Raw genomic sequence first — 18,642 nt, 5'->3', positions numbered from 1 at the left:
GATCCTAGGGCGGATCTGTTCCCCGGCCGCCGACCCCCATCCGCATGGCGGACGGGCTCACGGCAGGGTCGCTCGGCCCCGCGCCGGGCACCACGCCACGGCTCCGGCCCGGCGTCCTCAGGACGCCGGGCCGAGCGCGGGTCAGGACAGTGCGAGCTCGGTGACCTCGACGCGGTACTTGCCGTCGGCGGCCTGCGGCAGCGACGTGAACCAGAGCACGATCGAGCCGGTCTCGGCGGGCTCGGGGAACGTGAACACGGTGTCGGGTGCGAGCGGGCCGGAGGCGAGGACCGTGCCGCCGCCCGGGTTCGCCGCGTCGGTCGCCCGGACCTCGACGTTGCCGCCGGTCTGGTTCGTCTTGAGCGTGACGCCCGAGACCGTCGACGGCCCCGCCAGCGTGATCACGTAGCCGACGCCGGGCTTGAGCCCGCCGAACTCGGGGCGGTTGTAGGTCTGGGTGTACCAGAACGAGGTGGGGTCGCCGTCGAACGCGAGGGAGACGGCCTCCTCGTGCTCGCCGTCGCTGTCGGACGGGTCGACGGTCGTCGCACCGGCGATCGTCGGGGCCGCGCCGGCGGGCGGTGCGGGGTCGGCGGGCGCCTCCTCCGCGGGCTCCTCGGCGGGCTGCTCGCCCTCGGCCGGCGGCGCGGCGGCGGTCTCGGTGACGCCCGGGGAGGTGCCCGCCTCGGTCCCGCCGACGGGGCTGCGCAGCGCGTTGAACGCGATGACGACGCCGATGATCACGACGATCGCGACGACGAGCAGCACGATCTTGGTCGGGTCGAAGCGGCGCTCGGCGACGTCGACGTCCTCGTCGCCGGAGATGTCGAAGACGTCGGGCTCGTCGTCGTGCCCGCCGAGGCCGACCGCGAAGGACGGCGGCGACTGGTCGTAGGGACCCTGCTGCGCGCGCGGCGGGGGGCCGGGCTGGCGGGCCGGGGCAGCGGGCTGCCGCTGCACGGGCGGCGGAGGACCGACGGTCGTCGGCGGACCCGCGGCCACGGCGGTCTCGGCGACGGCGGCGGGTGCGGCCGCTGCGGGCGGGGGAGGGGTCGGAAGCATCGGGCGCGTGGCAGCGGGGGCCGACTGGGCGAACGCCGGTCCGCCGCGGGGGTGCGCCGGCGGCGGGGTCCCGGGTCGGCCGGTCCCGGCGGGCGCCTGCTCGTCGAACGCGGAGCGGACGGACTGGCGCTGAACCTGCACCGGCCGGGTCTCGGGCGGCGCGGCGGGCGTGAGCTGCTCCTCGAGCGGCGCGGTCGCGGCGGCGGCCATGACCTCGCTGAGCCCGGTGGTGCGGATCTCGCCCCACGGCTCGAGCTCGCGGACGAGCTCGGCGGGGCTGTGCGGACCGTCCTCGTGCGGGCCGAGCGTCACGGCGCAGAGCGTGTCGAGGTCCGCGGGGATGCCGCGCACCAGGTCCGAGGGCGGGACGAGGAGCCCGTCGCGCACGGGGGCGGCGGGCAGGGTCTCGGACGGCACGAGCTCGCCGTCGAGCGTGGGCCAGCGGCCGGTGAGGGCCGCGTACAGGAGCCGGACGAGGCCGACGGTGTCGGCGCGCGTGGTGCTGCGCGCGTCGCCGAGGCCCTGGCCGAGCAGCGCACCGTCGAGCGCGAGGCCGGTGAGCAGCACGCGGTCCTCGGGCGTCACGTGCAGGACGGTCGGGCGCAGCGCGAGGTGGTGGACGCCGCGCCGGCGGGCGACCTCGAGCGCGGCGGCGGCCTCGCCGACGACGGCCCGGGCCTGGTCCGCCGACAGAGGGCCGCGCGCGAGCAGGTCGCTCAGCGACGGGCCCGTGACCTGCTCGGTGACCACGTAGCTGATCGAGCCCTGGTGCGTGCCGACGTCGAGCACGCGCACGAGGCGCGGGTCCGAGACGAGGGCGGCGCGCCGGGCGGCGTCGAGCGCCTGCGCGACGTTGCCCTGCTCGAGCACGCGCACGCGCACCGGGCGGTCGAGGATCTGGTCGGTCGCCTGCCACGAGCTCGCCCCCGGCAGGTCCGAGCCCACGAGCTGCAGGACGCGGTAGCGCCCGGCCAGCACGGTGCCACGTCCGACGACGTCCTCCACGCGAGTCCTCCCGGCGACGGTTCATCCGGCGACTGCCGGACCCCCATGCTAGTCGGGGCGTCAGGCGCGGGTGCGGCGTATGCGCCGGAGCAGCGGACCGGCGAGCGTCTGGAGCTCGCGGGCCCGCAGCGCGACGAGCACCGCGACGTAGAGCCCGGCGATCACGGCGCCGCCGACGGCGCACATGACGAGGGCGTCGAGGGCGGACCCGACGGGCCCGAGCAGGCGGACGACGAGCGTCCCGGCGCCGCCGGCGAGGACCGCGGCCGCGACCGCCTTGGCGTGCGTGACGAGCACGCGCCGGCCGTCGAGCCCGCCGAGCCGCCGGCGGATCACGACGAGCGCCACCACGGCGCCCAGCCCGTAGGACACGGTCATGGACACGCCCGCCGCGGCGACCCACAGCTCCCGCCCGAGCACGGCCTTGCCGAGCAGCGTCCCGGCGACGACGACCAGCATCATCGCGACCTGGATCGGGATCATCGACCTGGCGTCCTGGTACGCGTAGTACACCCGCTGGCACATCGACCACGCGCCGAACGCCACGAGGCCGGCGACCATGGTGACCACGACCGTCGCGAGGTCGGACGCCCCGTTGGTGGTCCCCGGGAAGATCATCCGGACGAGCGGGTAGGCGAGGACCGCGATCCCGGTGGTCGCGAGGACCGTGAACAGCCCGACGGTCCGCAGCCCGAGGCTCAGGTCGTCGCGCACCGCGACCACGTCGCCCGCCGCGGCCTTCGCCGACAGGCGCGTGAACAGCGCCGTCATGAGCGACACCGTGACGAGCGAGTGCGGCAGCATGAAGATGAGGAACGCGTTGTCGTAGACGACGTTGCCCGCGGTCTCCCCGGTCCCGGCGGCGGTCGTGACGCGCGAGACGACGAGCACGCCGACCTGCCCGACGACGAGCCCGAGGAACGTCCACAGCGTGACGCGCCCGGCCGCCCCCAGCCCGGACCCGCGCAGCCCCCAGCGCGGCCGGTAGCGGAACCCGCTGCGGTACAGCGGCACGACGAGCACGAGCGCCTGCGCGGCCACCCCGAGCGTCGCCGTGCCCGCGAGCACCGCGATCTGCTCGGGACCCCACCACGACACGTCGCCGGCCTGCCCCTCGGGCGGCACGCGCGAGCCCCACAGCGCGACGAACACCACGAGCCCGGCGATGGCGACGACGTTGTTGACGACCGGCGCCCACATGAACGGCCCGAAGCTGCCGCGGGCGTTGAGCACCTGCCCGAGCAGCGCGTACAGCCCGTAGAAGAACACCTGGGGCACGCACCAGTACGCGAGCGCGACGGTGAGGCGCTGCACCTCGGGATCCGGGAAGTCCGCGTAGACGGACGTCAGCAGCGGGACGGCGGCCGTGAGCACGAGCGTCAGGCCCGCGAGGCCGACGATGCCCAGCGTCAGCAGCTTGTCGACGTACACCTGCCCGTCGGCCCGCCGGTACGCGCGCACCACCTCGGGGACGAGCACCGCGTTGAGCGCGCCGCCCGCGATGAGCAGGTACAGGATGCTCGGCAGCTTGTTGGCGGCGCCGAACGCGTTGGCCGCGGAGCCGAGCATGCCGATGGTCGCGACGAGCGCACTGTTGCGCACGAGGCCCAGCAGGCGCGACGCCGCGGTGCCGGACGCCATGAGCGCCGTCGAGCGGCCCAGGCCGGACGGCTTGGTGGGTGCGGCGGTCATGCGGGGGTCGTCTCGCTCTCGTCACCGGGCACGGCCTGCGCCGCGAGCCGGGCTCCGCGCCGGGCCGTCTGGCCCCGGCGCACGGTCTTCACGATGCCGAGCAGCAGCGCGAGCGCGAGGAGCGCGCCCACGACGGCGGTGCCGACGTTCTCGATGGTGGGGGACACGTGCGCGTTGAAGCGCCCGGCCGTCGCGACCGAGGTGCCGTCGGGCGCGAGCGCGAACACGTCGACGAGCACGTCGCAGTTGGCGTTGGCGCTGACCTCGACCACGACGGTCTGCTCGGCGCCGGGCTGGACGGTCGCCGTGGGGGCGTCGCCGACCTCGAGGCACGCCTTGCGCGGGCGCATCTCGACCCGGACCGTCGCGGGCTGGTCGAGCGTGCTGCGCAGCGCGAGCCGGATCTGGCTCGTGCTCGAGATGATCGTGAACCGTTCGCTCAGCACGACGCTGAGTCCCGAGCGTCGCGCGGTCGCGTCGGCGAGCGCCGTCTGGACGACGCTGCGGCGGCCCTCGTCGTCGGCGCGCCACGCGACCGACAGCGGACGCAGCACCTCGTGGTCGAGCCCCGCGAGGTGCTCCGCGGGGTCCACGAGCACCGCGGCGAACGCGACGGCGGCGTTCCGGGCGTCGGCGAGCGCGTTGACCGTCGCGGCCGAGAGCTCGACCGCGGCGCGGTCGACGTCGGGGAGCGGCTCGCGGTCGGCCGTGTCGGGTGCGGCGTCGAGGAGCGCGCTCGCGGGAGCGAGGCGGACCCAGGGCGCGGCGTCGAGGGCGTCGAGCGCGGCGGTCACGAGCGCGGCGTCGGGGGACCAGTTCCGCGGGACGGTCGCGAGCAGGTGCGGCACCGTGTCGCGGTCCTCGTGCGCGACGACGGCGGTCTCGGCGAGCAGCCGCTGCGCGAGCGTCGCCGCGGTCGCCCCGGGCTGGAGCCGGCCGGGCTCGGTGAGCAGCGAGCTGAGCGTGGGGTCCGGCACGAGTGCCGTCACGTCGCCCGCGTCGGTCGTCACGGTCGTCACGGGACCGGGCGTCGTCGACGTCGTGCGCTCGGGCGTGAGCGCGCCGGGGCCGACGACGAGGGACGGGACGTCGGAGCCGGCGGCGAGCGCGGCGGTGCGCAGGTCGGGGACGTCGTCGGCCGCCCACTGCACGGGCGTGACCGACTCACCGACCAGCGGACGGGCGTCGGCCGACGACGCGAGCGCCGCCGTGAGCAGGTCGGGCCGGTCGGCGTGCGCGAGCGCCGCGAGGTCGGGGTCGGCCCACGGCAGCGCCAGCACGTCACGGCCCTCGGCGGCGGTACCGAGCTCCTCGAGCCACGCGGCCGACAGCGGCCCGGCGTCGGCCGCGCGCGTGAGCAGGGCCGGGTCGAGCGCCCAGGACACCCCGGTGCTCGCGGCGCTCGCGGTCAGCAGCGCGCGCAGGCGGCCCGTGGGACCCGTCTGGGCCTCGAGCGCGGTGTCCTCCGGCTCCTGCGGCTCGTCGGGCACGTCCTCGTCGGGCGGCTCGGGCGCGGGCTGCTCGGTGCCGTCGCCCTCCTCGGTCCCGTCCGTCCCGGGCGCGGTGCCCGGGTCCGTCCCCTCCGCGGGGGCCCCCTCGGTCGCCGTCGGGGCGGGCACCTGCGCGCTCGTGGCCGACGCCACGCCCGCACCGGGCGCCGACGCCACGAGCGGCACGAGCACGCTGAGCCGGGTCTGGGGCAGGTCCTCGGCGTCGGGCAGCCACAGCAGGAACGTGCGCTCGATCCCCACGCGCCGACGCCCGTCGAGGAGCTCGATCGCGAGGCCACGCGGCCCCCACGCGTCCGGGGTGTCGAGCAGGCCGACGGACGAGGCCGGCACGTCGAAGGTGACGTCGGCCGACGCACCCGGGGCGAGCGGTGCACCGAGTGCGACGGGCCGCCCGACGGCGCTGCCCGCGCTCGCCCGTGCGTCCGCGTCGACCCAGGCGTCGAGCTCGGCGCTCGTCCCCGGCCGGGTCCGGCTCAGGCGAAGGACGGCGCTCGGGCTCGCGAGCTCGGTGTCGCCGTCGTTGCGGACCGTCACGGTCACGCTCAGGTTCTGCTCGGGCGCGAGCACCTGCGGGGTGACCGCCGTGACGTCCACAGTGACGGGCAGCTCGTCGGTCGACGGTGCGGCGGCCGCAGGGGCGGGCGTCACGCCGACGAGCGGGGCGAGCACCGCGAGCAGTCCGGCGGAGCGTGCGAGCAGCCCGGCGCGCGGGGTTCGCGGCGTGCGACGGAGCGCCGTGCGCGCGGGGCGGCGCGTGCGGGCGGGGCGCGTGCCGGCGGGGCGCGGGTCGGCCGCGCGGCGGGAGGGCGTTGCGCTCATGCCTGGCTGGTGAGCACGAGGTGGGCCGCCTCGGCGAGCCGACGCTCGTTCGGGTAGGCGAGGCGTCCGGGCAGCTCCGTCACCGGGACCCACTCGACGTCCTCCGCCTCGCCGTCCGGGTCGCCCTCGACGGTCAGCTCGCCGCCGACCGCCCCGAGCAGGAAGTGGTGCACGACCTTGTGCACGCGCCGGTCGTCGCCGGTGAACCAGTAGTCGATGACGCCGAGCCGGCGCAGCACCTGCCCGAGGATCCCGGTCTCCTCGGCGATCTCGCGGACGGCCGCCTCCTCGGGGGTCTCGACACCCTCCAGGTGGCCCTTCGGCAGGCACCACTCGAGCCGCCCGGCGCGGTTGCGGCGCGCGATGACCGCGGCGTGGTGCACGCCCTGGACCGTGCTCACGACGAGGCCGCCCGCGCTGGTCTCCTCGACGACGGGGAGGACCGCGGGGACAGGGCGGACGGACGCGCTCCGCAGCTCGATCCGGAGCGCGTGCCCGCCCGGTGGCGTGGGTACGCCATCAGGACGCGCAGGGCTCGGCATGTCGACACTGTAACCATTCGCCCCGACGGGTCCCTCACCCTCGGGGTGGCCGGTTCGCCCGCCCCCCGCCCGGCGCCGCGCGCGCGTCGTCCCCGGCACCGGCCCTCACCCACGCCCGCGCGCCCGATCTGGCAGGCTTGGGCGTCGTGCCCACCGACCCCACCGACCTGCTCCAGCTCCGCCGCCGCGCACTGACCGTCCTCGCGGACCTCGCGCCGGACGCGCTCGAGCTCGGGGAGGTCTTCCGCGCCGCCGGTCACGAGCTCGCGCTCGTGGGCGGGCCGGTGCGGGACGCGTTCCTCGGTCGGGTCAGCAACGACCTCGACTTCGCGACGTCCGCGACCCCCGACGAGACGATCGCGCTGCTCGCCGCGTGGGGCGACGCGCACTGGGACATCGGCAAGGCGTTCGGGACGATCGGTGCACGCCGGCACGGGCGCCGCCGGGGCGGGGCCGACGTTGTCGTCGAGGTCACGACCTACCGCACCGACGCGTACGACCCGGCGTCGCGCAAGCCCGAGGTCGCCTTCGGGGACACGCTCGAGGGCGACCTCTCGCGCCGCGACTTCACGGTCAACTCCATGGCGGTGCGCGTCCCCGAGCTCACGTTCGTCGACCCGTTCGACGGTCTCGCCGAACTGGCGCGCCGCACGCTGCGCACCCCGGTGGCCGCGCGGCAGTCGTTCGACGACGACCCGCTGCGCATGATGCGCGCCGCACGGTTCGCCGCCCAGCTCGGCTTCACGGTGGACGACGACGCGCTCGCGGCGATCGGCGACATGGCCGAGCGCATCACGATCGTCTCGGCCGAGCGCGTGCGCGACGAGCTGACCAAGCTGCTGCTCTCGCCGTCCCCCCGCGAGGGGCTCGAGGTGCTCGTCGCGACCGGGCTCGCCGACCACGTGCTGCCCGAGCTGCCCGCGCTGCGCCTCGAGATCGACGAGCACCACCGCCACAAGGACGTGTACGAGCACTCGCTCATCGTGCTCGAGCAGGCGATCGACCTGGAGACCGGCACGGTCGACGCCCCGACCGGCCCGGTGCCCGGCCCGGACCTGGTGCTGCGGCTCGCGGCGCTGCTGCACGACATCGGCAAGCCCGCGACGCGCCGGTTCGAGGACGGCGGCGGCGTGAGCTTCCACCACCACGAGGTCGTCGGTGCCAAGCTCGTGGCCCGCCGGCTCAAGGCCCTGCGCTTCGACAAGGCCACTGTGCAGGCGGTCGCGCGGCTCACCGAGCTGCACCTGCGCTTCCACGGGTACGGCGAGGGCGCGTGGACGGACTCGGCGGTGCGGCGCTACGTGACCGACGCCGGCCCGCTGCTCGAGCGCCTGCACCGGCTCACGCGCTCGGACTGCACGACCCGCAACCGCCGCAAGGCCGAGCGCCTGTCCCGGGCGTACGACGACCTCGAGGTCCGCATCGCGCGGCTGCGGGAGCAGGAGGAGCTCGCCTCGATCCGCCCCGACCTCGACGGCGCCGCGATCATGGAGATCCTCGGCATCCCGCCGGGGCCCACGGTCGGCAAGGCCTACAAGCACCTGCTCGAGCTGCGCATGGAGCGCGGCCCGCTCGACCACGACGCGGCGCGCGCGGAGCTGCTCGCGTGGTGGTCGGCCCAGCAGGACTGACCCGCCGCGGACCACCCCGGCCCGGTCCGGCTCGCGGGTGCCTCGGCCCGGTCCGGTCGGTGCTGCCCCGGCCCGGGCCGGCGGTCCGTCAGGGGATGCGGACCACCAGGAGGCACACGTCGTCCTCCTGGCGCGCGGACACGAGCCGCTCGACGAGCTCGTCGCGGATCTCGGCCGCGCTCGCCCCCGCGGGGATCTTGCCGAGGGTCCGGGTCAGCTCGGCGATGCCCTCGCGCAGCGAGCGGTCGCGCCGCTCGACGAGCCCGTCGGAGTAGACGACGAGCACCGAGCCGGGCGGCATGTCCTGCTCGGCCTCGGGCGCCGGCTCCCCGAGAGTCGTCACGCCGATGGGTGTCGCGAGCGCACCGGAGAGCGCCACGACCTCGCCGCCGGGCAGGCGCAGCAGCGGCGTCGGGTGCCCGGCGCGGCTGTACGTGAGCCGCCGGCTCCCGCCCGCGGCACCCTCGGCCACCTCGAGCCGCAGGTACACGCACGTCGAGATGTCGGCCATCCCGAGCCCGCGCACGAGCTCGTCGAGGTGCGCGACGACCCGGCCGGCCCGCTCGCCGCTCCACGCGTAGGAGCGCAGCACCGAGCGCAGCTGGCCCATCGACGCCGCGGCGCGCAGGTCGTGCCCGACGACGTCGCCGACCGCGAGCCCGAGCGCGCCGTCGGGGAGCGGCAGCACGTCGAACCAGTCGCCGCCCACCTGCGCGCGGTGCACCGCGGGGACGTAGGACGCGGCGAGGTCGAGACCCTCGACGTCGGGGATCTCGGGCAGCAGCGAGTGCTGCAGCGTGAGGGCCGCCTCGCGCTCGCGGAGGTAGAGCCGCACGTTGTCGAGCGCGAGGCCGGCACGCTGGCCGAGGTGCGCCGCCGTGTCGACGACCGCGCGCGGGAAGCCGTCGACGGACTCGTGCACGAGGCACAGCACGCCGATGACGCGGTCACGCGCGCGCAGCGGGACGACGAGCGCGCTGCCGAGCCCGAGCTCGCGCAGCGCGTCGAGCTGCCGCGGCGTCGTGCGGGCGGGGAGGCTGGCGAGGTCGACGGGGAACGGTGCGGCGACGTACCCGGACTCGCTCGCGAGCGCCGCGGCGACGCTCGGCGACCGGGTGAGCCACGAGATGTCCTCGCTCTCGAGGATCCGGGCGGCCGTGGAGGACTCGGGGTGCGTCGTCGCGATGTGGATCCGCTCGATCTGCCCCGCGTCGGTCGTGACGGTGACGAAGCCCCAGGTCGCGAGCGCGGGCACGGCGACGTCGGCGAGCGCGTCGACCGCGGCCCCGTAGTCCAGGTGGTGCGCGAGGGCGTCGACGACCTCCGCGAGGAGCTGGAGGCGCTCGCTCGTCACACGGGCCTCGTCGAGCGCCTCGTCGCGCGCGCGCTCGAGCTCGACGCGCTCCGTGACGTCCGCCTGGATGCCGACGTGGTGGGTGATGACCCCGTCCGCGTCGAGCACCGGGCTGATGACGACCTGGTTCCAGAACGGCGTGCCGTCCTTGCGGTAGTTGAGCATCGTCTCGGCGAACGTCTCGCCGCGCTCCAGCGACTCGCGCAAGCGGTCGATCGTCGCGCGGTCGGTGTCGGGCCCCTGCAGGAACCGGCAGTTGCGACCCACGGAGTCCTCGGCGGAGTATCCGGTGACGCGCTCGAACGCCGGGTTCACCCAGACGAGCGGGTCGTCGATCTCGTGGGGGTCGGAGATCGTGAACGACAGCTCGCTCGCCATCGCCGCGCGCGCGTGCAGGTCACCCGCGCGGTCCTGCAGCGCGCGCAGCGCCTCCTCCTCGCGCACCGGGAGCAGGATCACGAGCGACTGGCGGGTGAGCGGCGCCGGCGCGTCCGTGAGCGGGACGCCGACGACCCACATCGCCTCGCGCGCAGCCGACGCGTCGGAGCGCCGCGCCGCGGTCACCGCGACTCCTCGCGCGGGGCGACCGGCAGCCAGGTCGGCGAGCGAGAACTCGCCCGCGCCGAGCGCGGCCCCGTCCGGGGTCACGAGGCCGGCCTCGAGCGACCAGGCCTCGAGCGAGACCGGCAGGTGCATCCCGGGCGCCAGCTCGACCGCGAGGCGGTTGGCGAAGACGACGGTCCCGCGCTCGACATCGACGAGCAGCGTGGCGGCTGGCCTGTCCCGGACGATGGGGGGGAGCACCGCGGTCGCGCGAGGGTCTGCGGTCCGCGGCGAGCTCGCGCTCACGGCGTGGTCGTCCGGCTGCACCCGGAGATTCTAGGGTTCGCCTCTGCCCGGCAACACCGGGGCGAGGGTGACGTCGCTCGGGCCGCGCGCGGAGGCCGCCCGGTACAGCACCGCCGCGAGCGCGTACGCGACCGCGAGCAGCGCGAACACGACCCGCGACCAGCCGGTGTCCGGGAGCGTCGCGGCGGCGAGGGCCGCGGCGCCGACGAACGCGGCGTTGTAGAGCACGTCGTAGAGCGCGAACGCCCGCCCGCGGAACGCGTCCGCGGTGTCGCGCTGGACGATCGTGTCGACGGCGATCTTGGCGCCCTGCGCTGCGAGGCCGAGCGCCCCGGCACCGACGAGGACCGCCCACCGCTCGACCGTGACGGTCAGCAGGAGCTGGCTGAGCGCCGCCCCCCCGAGGCACAGCACGATCCACGCGTGCGGGCCGGTGCGCGGGCTCAGCACCGGGGTGAGCACCACCGCGAGGGCGAAGCCGACGGCCGACGCCGCGAGCACCGTCCCGAACGTCCGGAGCCCGGCGTCCGCGTCGGCGGGGTCGGAGAGCAGGTTCCGGGAGATCAGGATGCTCGCGATGAACGTCGCGCCGTAGAGGAACCGGTGCACCGCCATGACACCGAGCGCGAGGGCCGGGGTGCGCCGCGCGACGAGGTGCCGCGCCCCCGCGACGAGCCCGTGCGCGAGCATCCCGAGCGCGCGGCGCAGCTCCTCGCCGGCGGCGCGCGCGTCGGGCCCGAGCTGGTCGCGGCCCAGCCGGAGCGCGAGGGCCGACGCGGCGCCCATGAGCGAGGCGGCCAGCACGAGCGCCCCGACGTCCTGCGCCCGTCCCTCGGGCAGCACGAGACCGAGCACGAGCCCCACGGCGCCGCCCACGCCCGCCGCGGCCGCCCCGAGCGTCGGGGTCAGCGAGTTGGCGGTGAGCAGCAGCGGTCCGTCGACGACGCGGGGGAGCGACGCGGACAGCGCCGAGAGCAGGAACCGGTTGACCGAGAGCGTCACGAGCGCGAGCACGTACACCGCCGGGCCGACGCCGCTCGTCGCCATGAGGACCGCGATCGTCAGGGTGAGCCCGACGCGCACGAGGTTCCCGACGAGCAGCACCTGACGGCGGCGCCACCGGTCGAGCAGCACCCCGGCCCACGGCCCGACGATCGTGAACGGCAGCAGGAGGACGGCGAACGCCGCGGCGACCCCCGTCGCGGTGCTCGCGTTCTCGGGGGAGAAGAAGAACAGCGTCGCGAGGCCGACCTGGAACATGCCGTCGGAGGTCTGGCTCGTGAGCCGGACGGCGAAGAGTCGGCGGAAGCCCGGGAGCCGCAGGAGCTGGCGGAGCTCGCCGATCACGCGCACCGGGTCAGGCTATCCGGCCGGACCGGGGACCGGGACGAGGCCCGACGCTGCGGGAGCGCCGGGCCTCGTCCGGGGTGCTGCTGGGGTGCTGCGGTCGTGCGTGACGCGAGGTCAGCGCTCGACGTCGCCGCGGATGAACGCCTCGAGCTGCGCGCGGCCCGCGGTGTCCTCCATCTGGACCGGCGGCGACTTCATGAAGTACGTCGACGCGGACAGGATGGGGCCGCCGATGCCGCGGTCCTTGGCGATCTTCGCGGCACGCACGGCGTCGATGATGATGCCGGCCGAGTTCGGGGAGTCCCAGACCTCGAGCTTGTACTCGAGGTTCAGGGGCACCTCGCCGAACGCGCGGCCCTCGAGGCGCACGTACGCCCACTTGCGGTCGTCGAGCCACGCGACGTAGTCCGACGGGCCGATGTGGACGTTGCGGTCCTCCTTCTTGCCGGCGAGGGGGCCCTCGTCGATGTTGGAGGTGACGGCCTGCGTCTTGGAGAGCTTCTTCGACTCGAGGCGGTCGCGCTCGAGCATGTTCTTGAAGTCCATGTTGCCGCCGACGTTGAGCTGGTACGTGCGGTCCAGCACGACGCCGCGGTCCTCGAAGAGCTTCGCGAGCACGCGGTGCGTGATCGTGGCGCCGACCTGCGACTTGATGTCGTCGCCGACGATCGGGACGCCGGCGGCCTCGAACTTCGCGGCCCACTCCGGGTCGGACGCGATGAAGACGGGCAGCGCGTTGACGAACGCGACGCCGGCCTCGATGGCGCACTCGGCGTAGTACTTGGCGGCGACCTCGGACCCGACGGGGAGGTAGCAGACGAGCACGTCGGCACGGGCCTCGCGCAGCGCGGCGACGATGTCGACCGGCTCGGCGTCCGACTCCTCGATCGTCTCGCGGTAGTACTTGCCGAGGCCGTCGTTGGTCACGCCGCGCTGGACGGTCACGCCGAGCGGCGGGACGTCGGCGATCTTGATCGTGTTGTTCTCCGAGGCGCCGATCGCGTCGGACAGGTCGAACCCGACCTTCTTCGCGTCGACGTCGAACGCCGCGACGAACTCGATGTCACGCACGTGGTACGGACCGAACTGCACGTGCATGAGGCCCGGCACGCGGGCGCTCGGGTCGGCGTCGGCGTAGAAGTGCACGCCCTGGACGAGCGACGCGGCGCAGTTGCCGACGCCGACGATGGCGACGCGGATGGAGGTCATCCTCGCTCCTTCTCGGTTGTCTGTGCCGGGGTGCCCGAGGCGCCGTCGACAGCTATCTGGATGTCGGTGACGGCCGGGTGGCCAGCACCTGAGGGACGGGCGCGACGCAGGCCGCGCTCGTTGTCGATGAGGTCGTCGAGCCAGCGCACCTCGCGCTCGACCTGCTCGAGACCGTGCCGCTGGAGCTCGAGCGTGTACTCGTCCATGCGGGCCCGGGTCCGGGCGAACGACTGGCGGATCGTCTCGAGGCGCTCGGTGAGCCGGCTGCGCCGTCCCTCGAGGATCCGCAGCCGCGTCTCGGCGTCGGTCTGCGCGAAGAACGCGAACCGGACGTCGAAGTTCTCGTCCTCCCACGCCGACGGGCCCGACGAGGCGAGGATCTGCTGGAAGTGCTCCTTGCCGTCCGCCGTGAGCTGGTAGACGATCCGCGCGCGCTTGCCCGACAGGGCGTGCGGCGGCGCGTCGGCCGACTCGGTGCCGGCGATCCAGCCTCGCGCGACGAGCGACTTGAGGCACGGGTAGAGCGAGCCGTAGGACAGCGCGCGGAACGAGCCGAGCACGAGGTTGAGGCGCTTGCGCAGCTCGTAGCCGTGCATGGGTGCCTCGTGGAGCAGGCCGAGGATGGCCGGCTCGAGGACGTCGGAACGTCCGCGCACGTGCACCTCCTTGGGCTCGTCGGTCCTGCACCGGCCTGCACCGGCCTGCACCGGCCTGCACCGGCGCAGGAGCCGGGAATCGATGTATCGACTTGATACATCCGCACAGTACGTCGCGCCGATGCCTCGCGGCAACCGGACGGAGCTGCGGCACGGTCGGCGGCCGGCCCGCCCGCGTCCTGTGAGCCGCACCACGCGGCCGCTGTGCGACACGCAGGCACGACGCGCGGATCGGGTGCCCATGATGTGAAGACCGGACATCGAACAGGCGCCGGGCCCAGGACGGTCGTCCATACTGAACCGGCGGTCCGCCCGGCACCCCCCTGTGCCCGGGCCGCGACCCGAGTCCCCGGCAGGAAGGCAGTGCGTTGGCGAGCAGCAACCGGAGAGCCCCGGCGCCGTCGCGGCGCCGTGCGTCGCGCGTCGCCTCCGTACCCGCAGCGGGCCGGCCCGCCGGACGGCGCCGGTTCTTCGACTACCCCCGCTCGGGCTACGAGGGCCTGCACCGGTGGCTGCCGTCGTGGCGCTTCGTGCTCGGGTCGTTCCTGACCGTCGGGTTCCTCGGCCTCGGTGCGCTCGTCGCGGCGTACGCCGTCACGAAGATCCCTGACCCGTCGGAGGACGCCAAGTTCCAGGCGTCGACCGTGTACTTCGCCCCGCCCGAGGGCTCCCCGGAGGGCACCCCCGGTGCTCCGATCGCGACCTTCGCCGAGCAGAAGCGCGAGCTCGTCGACCTCACGACGCTGCCGGACTACGTCGGCGACGCCGTCATCGCGTCCGAGGACCGCACGTTCTGGGAAAACAGCGGCATCTCGCCACGCGGCATCGTGCGTGCCCTCTGGAACAACGTGCGCGGCGGCGACACCCAGGGCGCCTCGACGCTCACGCAGCAGTACGTCGAGCGGTACTACACGGGCAAGACGACGTCGGACTACCTCGGGAAGGCGCGCGAGACGCTGCTCGCCGTCAAGATCTCGCAGTCGCAGGAGAAGCCCGAGATCCTCGAGCGCTACCTCAACACCATCTACTTCGGCCGCGACTCCTACGGGATCCAGACCGCCGCGAAGTCCTACTTCGGCAAGAACGCCGCCGACCTCAGCCTCTCCGAGGCCGCGATGCTCGCCGGCATCATCCCCTCGCCGAACAACTGGGACCCCGCCGAGAGCCCCGACAAGGCGCAGCAGCGTTGGGAGCGCGTGCTCAACATCATGGTCGAGGACGGGCACATCACCGCCGAGGACCGCGAGGCCGCGGTCTTCCCGACCGACTCCCTCGTGCCCTACACCCGCTCGAACACCCTCGCGGGCACCAACGGGTACATCCTGGATCTCGTCAAGGACGAGCTCGAGACCAAGGGGATCACCGAGGACATCCTCTACACCGGCGGCCTCCAGGTCGTCACGACGATCCAGCAGCCCCTCCAGGAGGCGCTGGTCGCCCAGGCGAACACGGTCTGGGACGGCAGCCTGGCCGGGGGCACCCCCGACCTCGCCCACTTCAAGATGGGCGTCGTCTCGCTCGACACCCGGGACGGCGCGATCGTCTCGATGTACGGCGGGCAGGACTTCCTGACCGACCAGATCAACCGCGTGACCCGCGACACCGCGCAGGCGGGGTCGACGTTCAAGCCGTTCACGCTCATCGCGGCGCTCGAGCAGGGGATCAGCCTCGAGACCCGGTTCTCGGGCGCGAGCCCGCTCAAGCTGGACTCGTGGGGGCCGGACGAGGAGATCATCAACTTCGGTGAGACGTCCCTCCCGGAGATGAACCTCGCGGACGCCACCGCCGACTCCGTCAACACCGTGTACGCGCAGCTCAACGACCTCGTCACGCCGCAGAAGACCGTCGAGGCCGCGACGCGGGCCGGCATCACGACCCCGCTCGTCGACAAGCCGTCGAACGTGCTCGGGCCCGATGCCGTGCACCCGCTCGACATGGCCGCGGCGTACGCGACGATCGCCTCCGGTGGCGTCTACCACAAGCCGTTCATCGTCCGGGAGGCCCGCTACGTCGCGGACCCCGACACGGTCGCCTACCGCGGCGGCACCGACGAGCCCAAGCAGGTGTTCGCCCCTGACGTCATGGCGGACACGACGTTCGCGATGACCCAGGTGGTCGAGAAGGGCTCGGGCGAGACGTACGTGAAGCCGCTCGGGCGCCCGATCGCCGGCAAGACCGGCACCTCGACCGACAACAAGTCGGCCTGGTTCGTGGGCTTCACGCCGCAGGTCGCGACGGCCGTCGCGTTCAGCCAGGTCGGCGAGAACATGAAGGACCCGGTGCGCATCACCGAGTTCGGGGTCGACGGCCGCGGCCGGCCGATCAAGCAGATCACGGGCGGGTCGTGGCCCTCCGCGCTGTGGGCCAAGTACATGGAGCAGGTGTTCCAGCAGCCTGCGTACGCCGAGGTCCAGCAGTTCCCGAAGCGCGCGAACGTCGGCAAGAAGCCCACGCCGACCGCGACCGCGACGGCGACCGAGGCGCCCGTCGAGACTCAGCCCCCGGCCGAGACGCAGGTCGCGGTGCCGGGTGGCCTCGAGGGCAAGACGCAGGCCGACGCCGAGGCCGCGGTGGTGAACGCGGGCCTCGCGCCGGCGGTGTCCCAGCAGGCGTCCGACAGCGTCGCGGCGGGCCGGGTGATCAGCGCGAGCCCGGGCGGCGGCACGATGCTGAACAAGGGCTCGGCCGTCACGATCGTCGTGTCGTCGGGGCCCGCGAAAAAGCCGACGCCGACCCCGGCGCCGACCCAGACGCAGGCCCCGCAGCCGACGCCGACGCCGACGCCGCCTCCCGCCGAGGGTGCGGGCGGCGGGAACGGTGGCGGCGGCAACGCCGGTGGCGGGTAGTCCCGTCGCGCACGCGGGACAGCGGGGCCGGGGACGCACGTCGTCCCCGGCTCCGCTCGCGTCCGGCTCCGCTCGCGTCCGGCCGGCTCGCGTCCGGCGTGCTCGCGTCCGGCTCCGCTCGCGTCCGGCCGGCTCGCGTCCGGCGTGCTCGCGTCCGGCCCGCCCGCTCGGCGTCCGCTGCCGGTGCAGCCGGGATTTCAGTCCGGGCTCTCCAGCCGGTAGGCTTGACCGCTGCTGTGCCACTGGGTTGCCGTCGCCGATCGACGCGGGACCCGGGCACGGTGTGCGGCACCACCCCACGGGCCTCCGGGCCCGCGTCGAGGTGCCGCGACGCATGAGGACCCTCCTGCCACGGACAGACCGTGGCCGCCGAGACCAGAGGAGGTGGGTATGAGCCTGCGTCAGTACGAGATCATGATCATCCTCGACCCCGAGATCGAGGAGCGCACCGTCGCTCCCTCGCTCGACAAGTACCTGACCGTCATCAAGAACGACGGTGGGACCGTGGACAAGGTCGACATCTGGGGCCGTCGCCGCCTGGCGTACGACATCCAGAAGAAGTCCGAGGGCATCTACGCGGTCGTCGACTTCACGGCGTCGCCCGCGACCGCCAAGGAGCTCGACCGCCAGCTGGGCCTCAACGAGGTCGTCCTGCGCACCAAGGTGCTCCGCGCCGACGCCTGAGCGTCGGACCGCGCGAGTACGGTGCGCACCACTGACCCCACGGCGAGCTCCGCGACGAGCTCCCCGACGAACTGACGTCACAAGGAGCTGGCATGGCTGGTGAGACCGTCATCACGGTGATCGGGAACCTGACCGGGGACCCCGAGCTGCGCTTCACCCCCTCGGGTGCGGCCGTGGCGAACTTCACCGTGGCCTCGACCCCTCGCACGTTCGACCGCCAGTCCAACGAGTGGAAGGACGGCGACACGCTGTTCCTGCGCTGCTCGGTGTGGCGTGAGGCGGCGGAGAGCGTCGCGGAGTCCCTGACGAAGGGGACCCGCGTCATCGTGCAGGGCCGTCTCGTGCAGCGCTCCTACGAGACCCGCGAGGGCGAGAAGCGCACGGTGTACGAGATGCAGGTCGACGAGGTCGGCCCGTCCCTCCGCTACGCGACCGCGAAGGTCACCCGGGCCCAGCGCTCGGGTGGCGGCGGCGGTGGCTTCGGCGGGGGCGGCGGTGGCGGCTTCAACGGCGGCGGCGGCGGGTACGGCGGCGGCGGCAACCAGCAGCAGGACGACCCGTGGGCCACGCCGGCCCCGGGCGGCGCCTCTGGTGGGTCGTTCTCCGACGAGCCCCCGTTCTGATCAGCCCCAGCACCACTGACACACCCATCCCGGGGCATGGCAACTCCCCGGGCTCCGGTACTTGAGAAGGAGCACCACGATGGCCAAGGCCGTTGTCCGCAAGCCCAAGAAGAAGATGAACCCGCTCAAGGCGGCGAAGATCGACGTCGTCGACTACAAGGACACTGCGCTGCTGCGCAAGTTCATCTCGGACCGCGGGAAGATCCGCGCGCGCCGAGTGACCGGTGTGTCCGTCCAGGAGCAGCGTGCGATCGCACGCGCCGTCAAGAACGCCCGCGAGATGGCTCTCCTGCCGTACTCGTCGTCGGCACGCTGAGAAGGAGGCGACACTCATGGCCAAGCTCATCCTGACCCACGAGGTCACCGGTCTCGGTGCCCCGGGTGACGTCGTCGAGGTGAAGGACGGGTACGCCCGTAACTACCTCGTGCCCCGCTCCCTCGCGACGCCCTGGACCAAGGGCGCCGAGAAGGAGATCACCGCGATCCGCAAGGCCCGCAAGGCCCGCGAGATCGAGAGCCTCGAGGGTGCCCAGGCGGTGCGCGACTCGCTGCAGTCGAAGCCCGTCGTCGTCACCGCGAAGGCCGGCGAGTCGGGCCGTCTGTTCGGTGCGATCACGACCGCGGAGATCGCGGACGCGGTCAAGGCGAACGGCGCCCAGACGGTCGACAAGCGCAAGATCGAGATCGGTCAGCCCATCAAGGCGACCGGCGAGTACAAGGTGCAGGTCCGCCTGCACGCCGAGGTCTCGGCCACGGTGACCGTCAAGGTCGTCGCTGCCTGACCTGCTCGGACGCGTGACACGAGGCCG

Annotated in this window: 14 protein-coding genes; 6 read left to right on the top strand and 8 right to left on the bottom strand. The window is 74.1% G+C overall.

The genetic code is table 11. The features are described from left to right. Positions 1-141 precede the first annotated feature (141 nt). The 4 genes from NXY84_RS21630 to NXY84_RS21615 are packed head-to-tail and all read right to left on the bottom strand — an operon-like array spanning position 142 to position 6,631. Positions 142-2,067 carry a hypothetical protein gene (locus tag NXY84_RS21630; RefSeq protein ID WP_258725092.1) on the bottom strand — a complete coding sequence of 642 codons (1,926 nt, stop codon included), beginning with the start codon at positions 2,065-2,067 and terminating at the stop codon, positions 142-144. A gap of 60 nt (positions 2,068-2,127) precedes the next feature. Then, positions 2,128-3,759, bottom strand: coding sequence for a murein biosynthesis integral membrane protein MurJ (gene murJ, locus NXY84_RS21625; RefSeq protein ID WP_258725091.1), 1,632 nt, complete (start codon positions 3,757-3,759; stop codon positions 2,128-2,130). Next, on the bottom strand, positions 3,756-6,089 hold the full coding sequence (locus tag NXY84_RS21620; protein ID WP_258725090.1) for a DUF6049 family protein: 2,334 nt from the start codon (positions 6,087-6,089) through the stop codon (positions 3,756-3,758). Before NXY84_RS21620 ends, murJ begins: the two co-directional genes overlap by 4 nt. Then, the gene (locus NXY84_RS21615; RefSeq protein ID WP_258725089.1) at positions 6,086-6,631 is read right to left on the bottom strand and encodes an NUDIX hydrolase; all 546 of its coding nucleotides are present in this window, start codon (positions 6,629-6,631) and stop codon (positions 6,086-6,088) included. The genes NXY84_RS21620 and NXY84_RS21615 overlap by 4 nt, the downstream gene beginning before the upstream one ends. A 146-nt stretch (positions 6,632-6,777) precedes the next feature. On the opposite strand from NXY84_RS21615, the gene NXY84_RS21610 reads away from it, so the two are divergent. Beyond that, positions 6,778-8,262, top strand: a complete 1,485-nt coding sequence (locus NXY84_RS21610; RefSeq protein WP_309485028.1) for a CCA tRNA nucleotidyltransferase — start codon at positions 6,778-6,780, stop codon at positions 8,260-8,262. Between the two features lie 88 nt (positions 8,263-8,350). Here the strand turns inward: NXY84_RS21610 and NXY84_RS21605 are convergent, their stop codons facing one another. The 4 genes from NXY84_RS21605 to NXY84_RS21590 form a co-directional block, all read right to left on the bottom strand. Continuing rightward, positions 8,351-10,486 carry a SpoIIE family protein phosphatase gene (locus NXY84_RS21605; RefSeq protein WP_258725088.1) on the bottom strand — a complete coding sequence of 712 codons (2,136 nt, stop codon included), beginning with the start codon at positions 10,484-10,486 and terminating at the stop codon, positions 8,351-8,353. 9 nt (positions 10,487-10,495) lie between these two features. Continuing rightward, positions 10,496-11,818: an MFS transporter gene (locus tag NXY84_RS21600; RefSeq protein WP_258725087.1), complete on the bottom strand. Its 1,323-nt coding sequence runs from the start codon at positions 11,816-11,818 to the stop codon at positions 10,496-10,498. Positions 11,819-11,929: 111 nt separating this feature from the next. Continuing rightward, the gene (locus NXY84_RS21595; RefSeq protein WP_258725086.1) at positions 11,930-13,024 is read right to left on the bottom strand and encodes an inositol-3-phosphate synthase; all 1,095 of its coding nucleotides are present in this window, start codon (positions 13,022-13,024) and stop codon (positions 11,930-11,932) included. Continuing rightward, positions 13,021-13,680 (bottom strand): PadR family transcriptional regulator, encoded by a 660-nt coding sequence (locus NXY84_RS21590; protein WP_258725085.1) that lies wholly within the window; start codon positions 13,678-13,680, stop codon positions 13,021-13,023. Before NXY84_RS21590 ends, NXY84_RS21595 begins: the two co-directional genes overlap by 4 nt. 368 nt (positions 13,681-14,048) lie before the next feature. Between NXY84_RS21590 and NXY84_RS21585 the strand changes: the two genes are divergently transcribed. The 5 genes from NXY84_RS21585 to rplI all read left to right on the top strand — a co-directional run bounded on the left by NXY84_RS21585 (position 14,049) and on the right by rplI (position 18,615). After that, a complete protein-coding gene (locus NXY84_RS21585) occupies positions 14,049-16,526 on the top strand; it encodes a transglycosylase domain-containing protein (protein WP_258725084.1) in 2,478 nt (825 codons plus the stop codon). 390 nt (positions 16,527-16,916) lie between these two features. Next, on the top strand, positions 16,917-17,210 hold the full coding sequence (rpsF, locus tag NXY84_RS21580) for a 30S ribosomal protein S6 (protein WP_034624464.1): 294 nt from the start codon (positions 16,917-16,919) through the stop codon (positions 17,208-17,210). Positions 17,211-17,302: 92 nt separating this feature from the next. Further along, positions 17,303-17,833: a single-stranded DNA-binding protein gene (locus tag NXY84_RS21575; protein ID WP_258725083.1), complete on the top strand. Its 531-nt coding sequence runs from the start codon at positions 17,303-17,305 to the stop codon at positions 17,831-17,833. 79 nt (positions 17,834-17,912) lie between these two features. Then, entirely contained in the window at positions 17,913-18,149 is a 237-nt protein-coding gene (gene rpsR, locus NXY84_RS21570) for a 30S ribosomal protein S18 (protein WP_034624459.1), read from the top strand. Between the two features lie 16 nt (positions 18,150-18,165). Next, on the top strand, positions 18,166-18,615 hold the full coding sequence (rplI, locus tag NXY84_RS21565) for a 50S ribosomal protein L9 (RefSeq protein WP_034624455.1): 450 nt from the start codon (positions 18,166-18,168) through the stop codon (positions 18,613-18,615). Positions 18,616-18,642: the final 27 nt, after the last annotated feature.

This window comes from Cellulomonas sp. NS3 (assembly GCF_024757985.1).
Lineage (GTDB): Bacteria > Actinomycetota > Actinomycetes > Actinomycetales > Cellulomonadaceae > Cellulomonas_A.
Note: the sequence above shows the minus strand (reverse complement) of the source record. Positions and strands in the feature narration are given on the sequence as shown.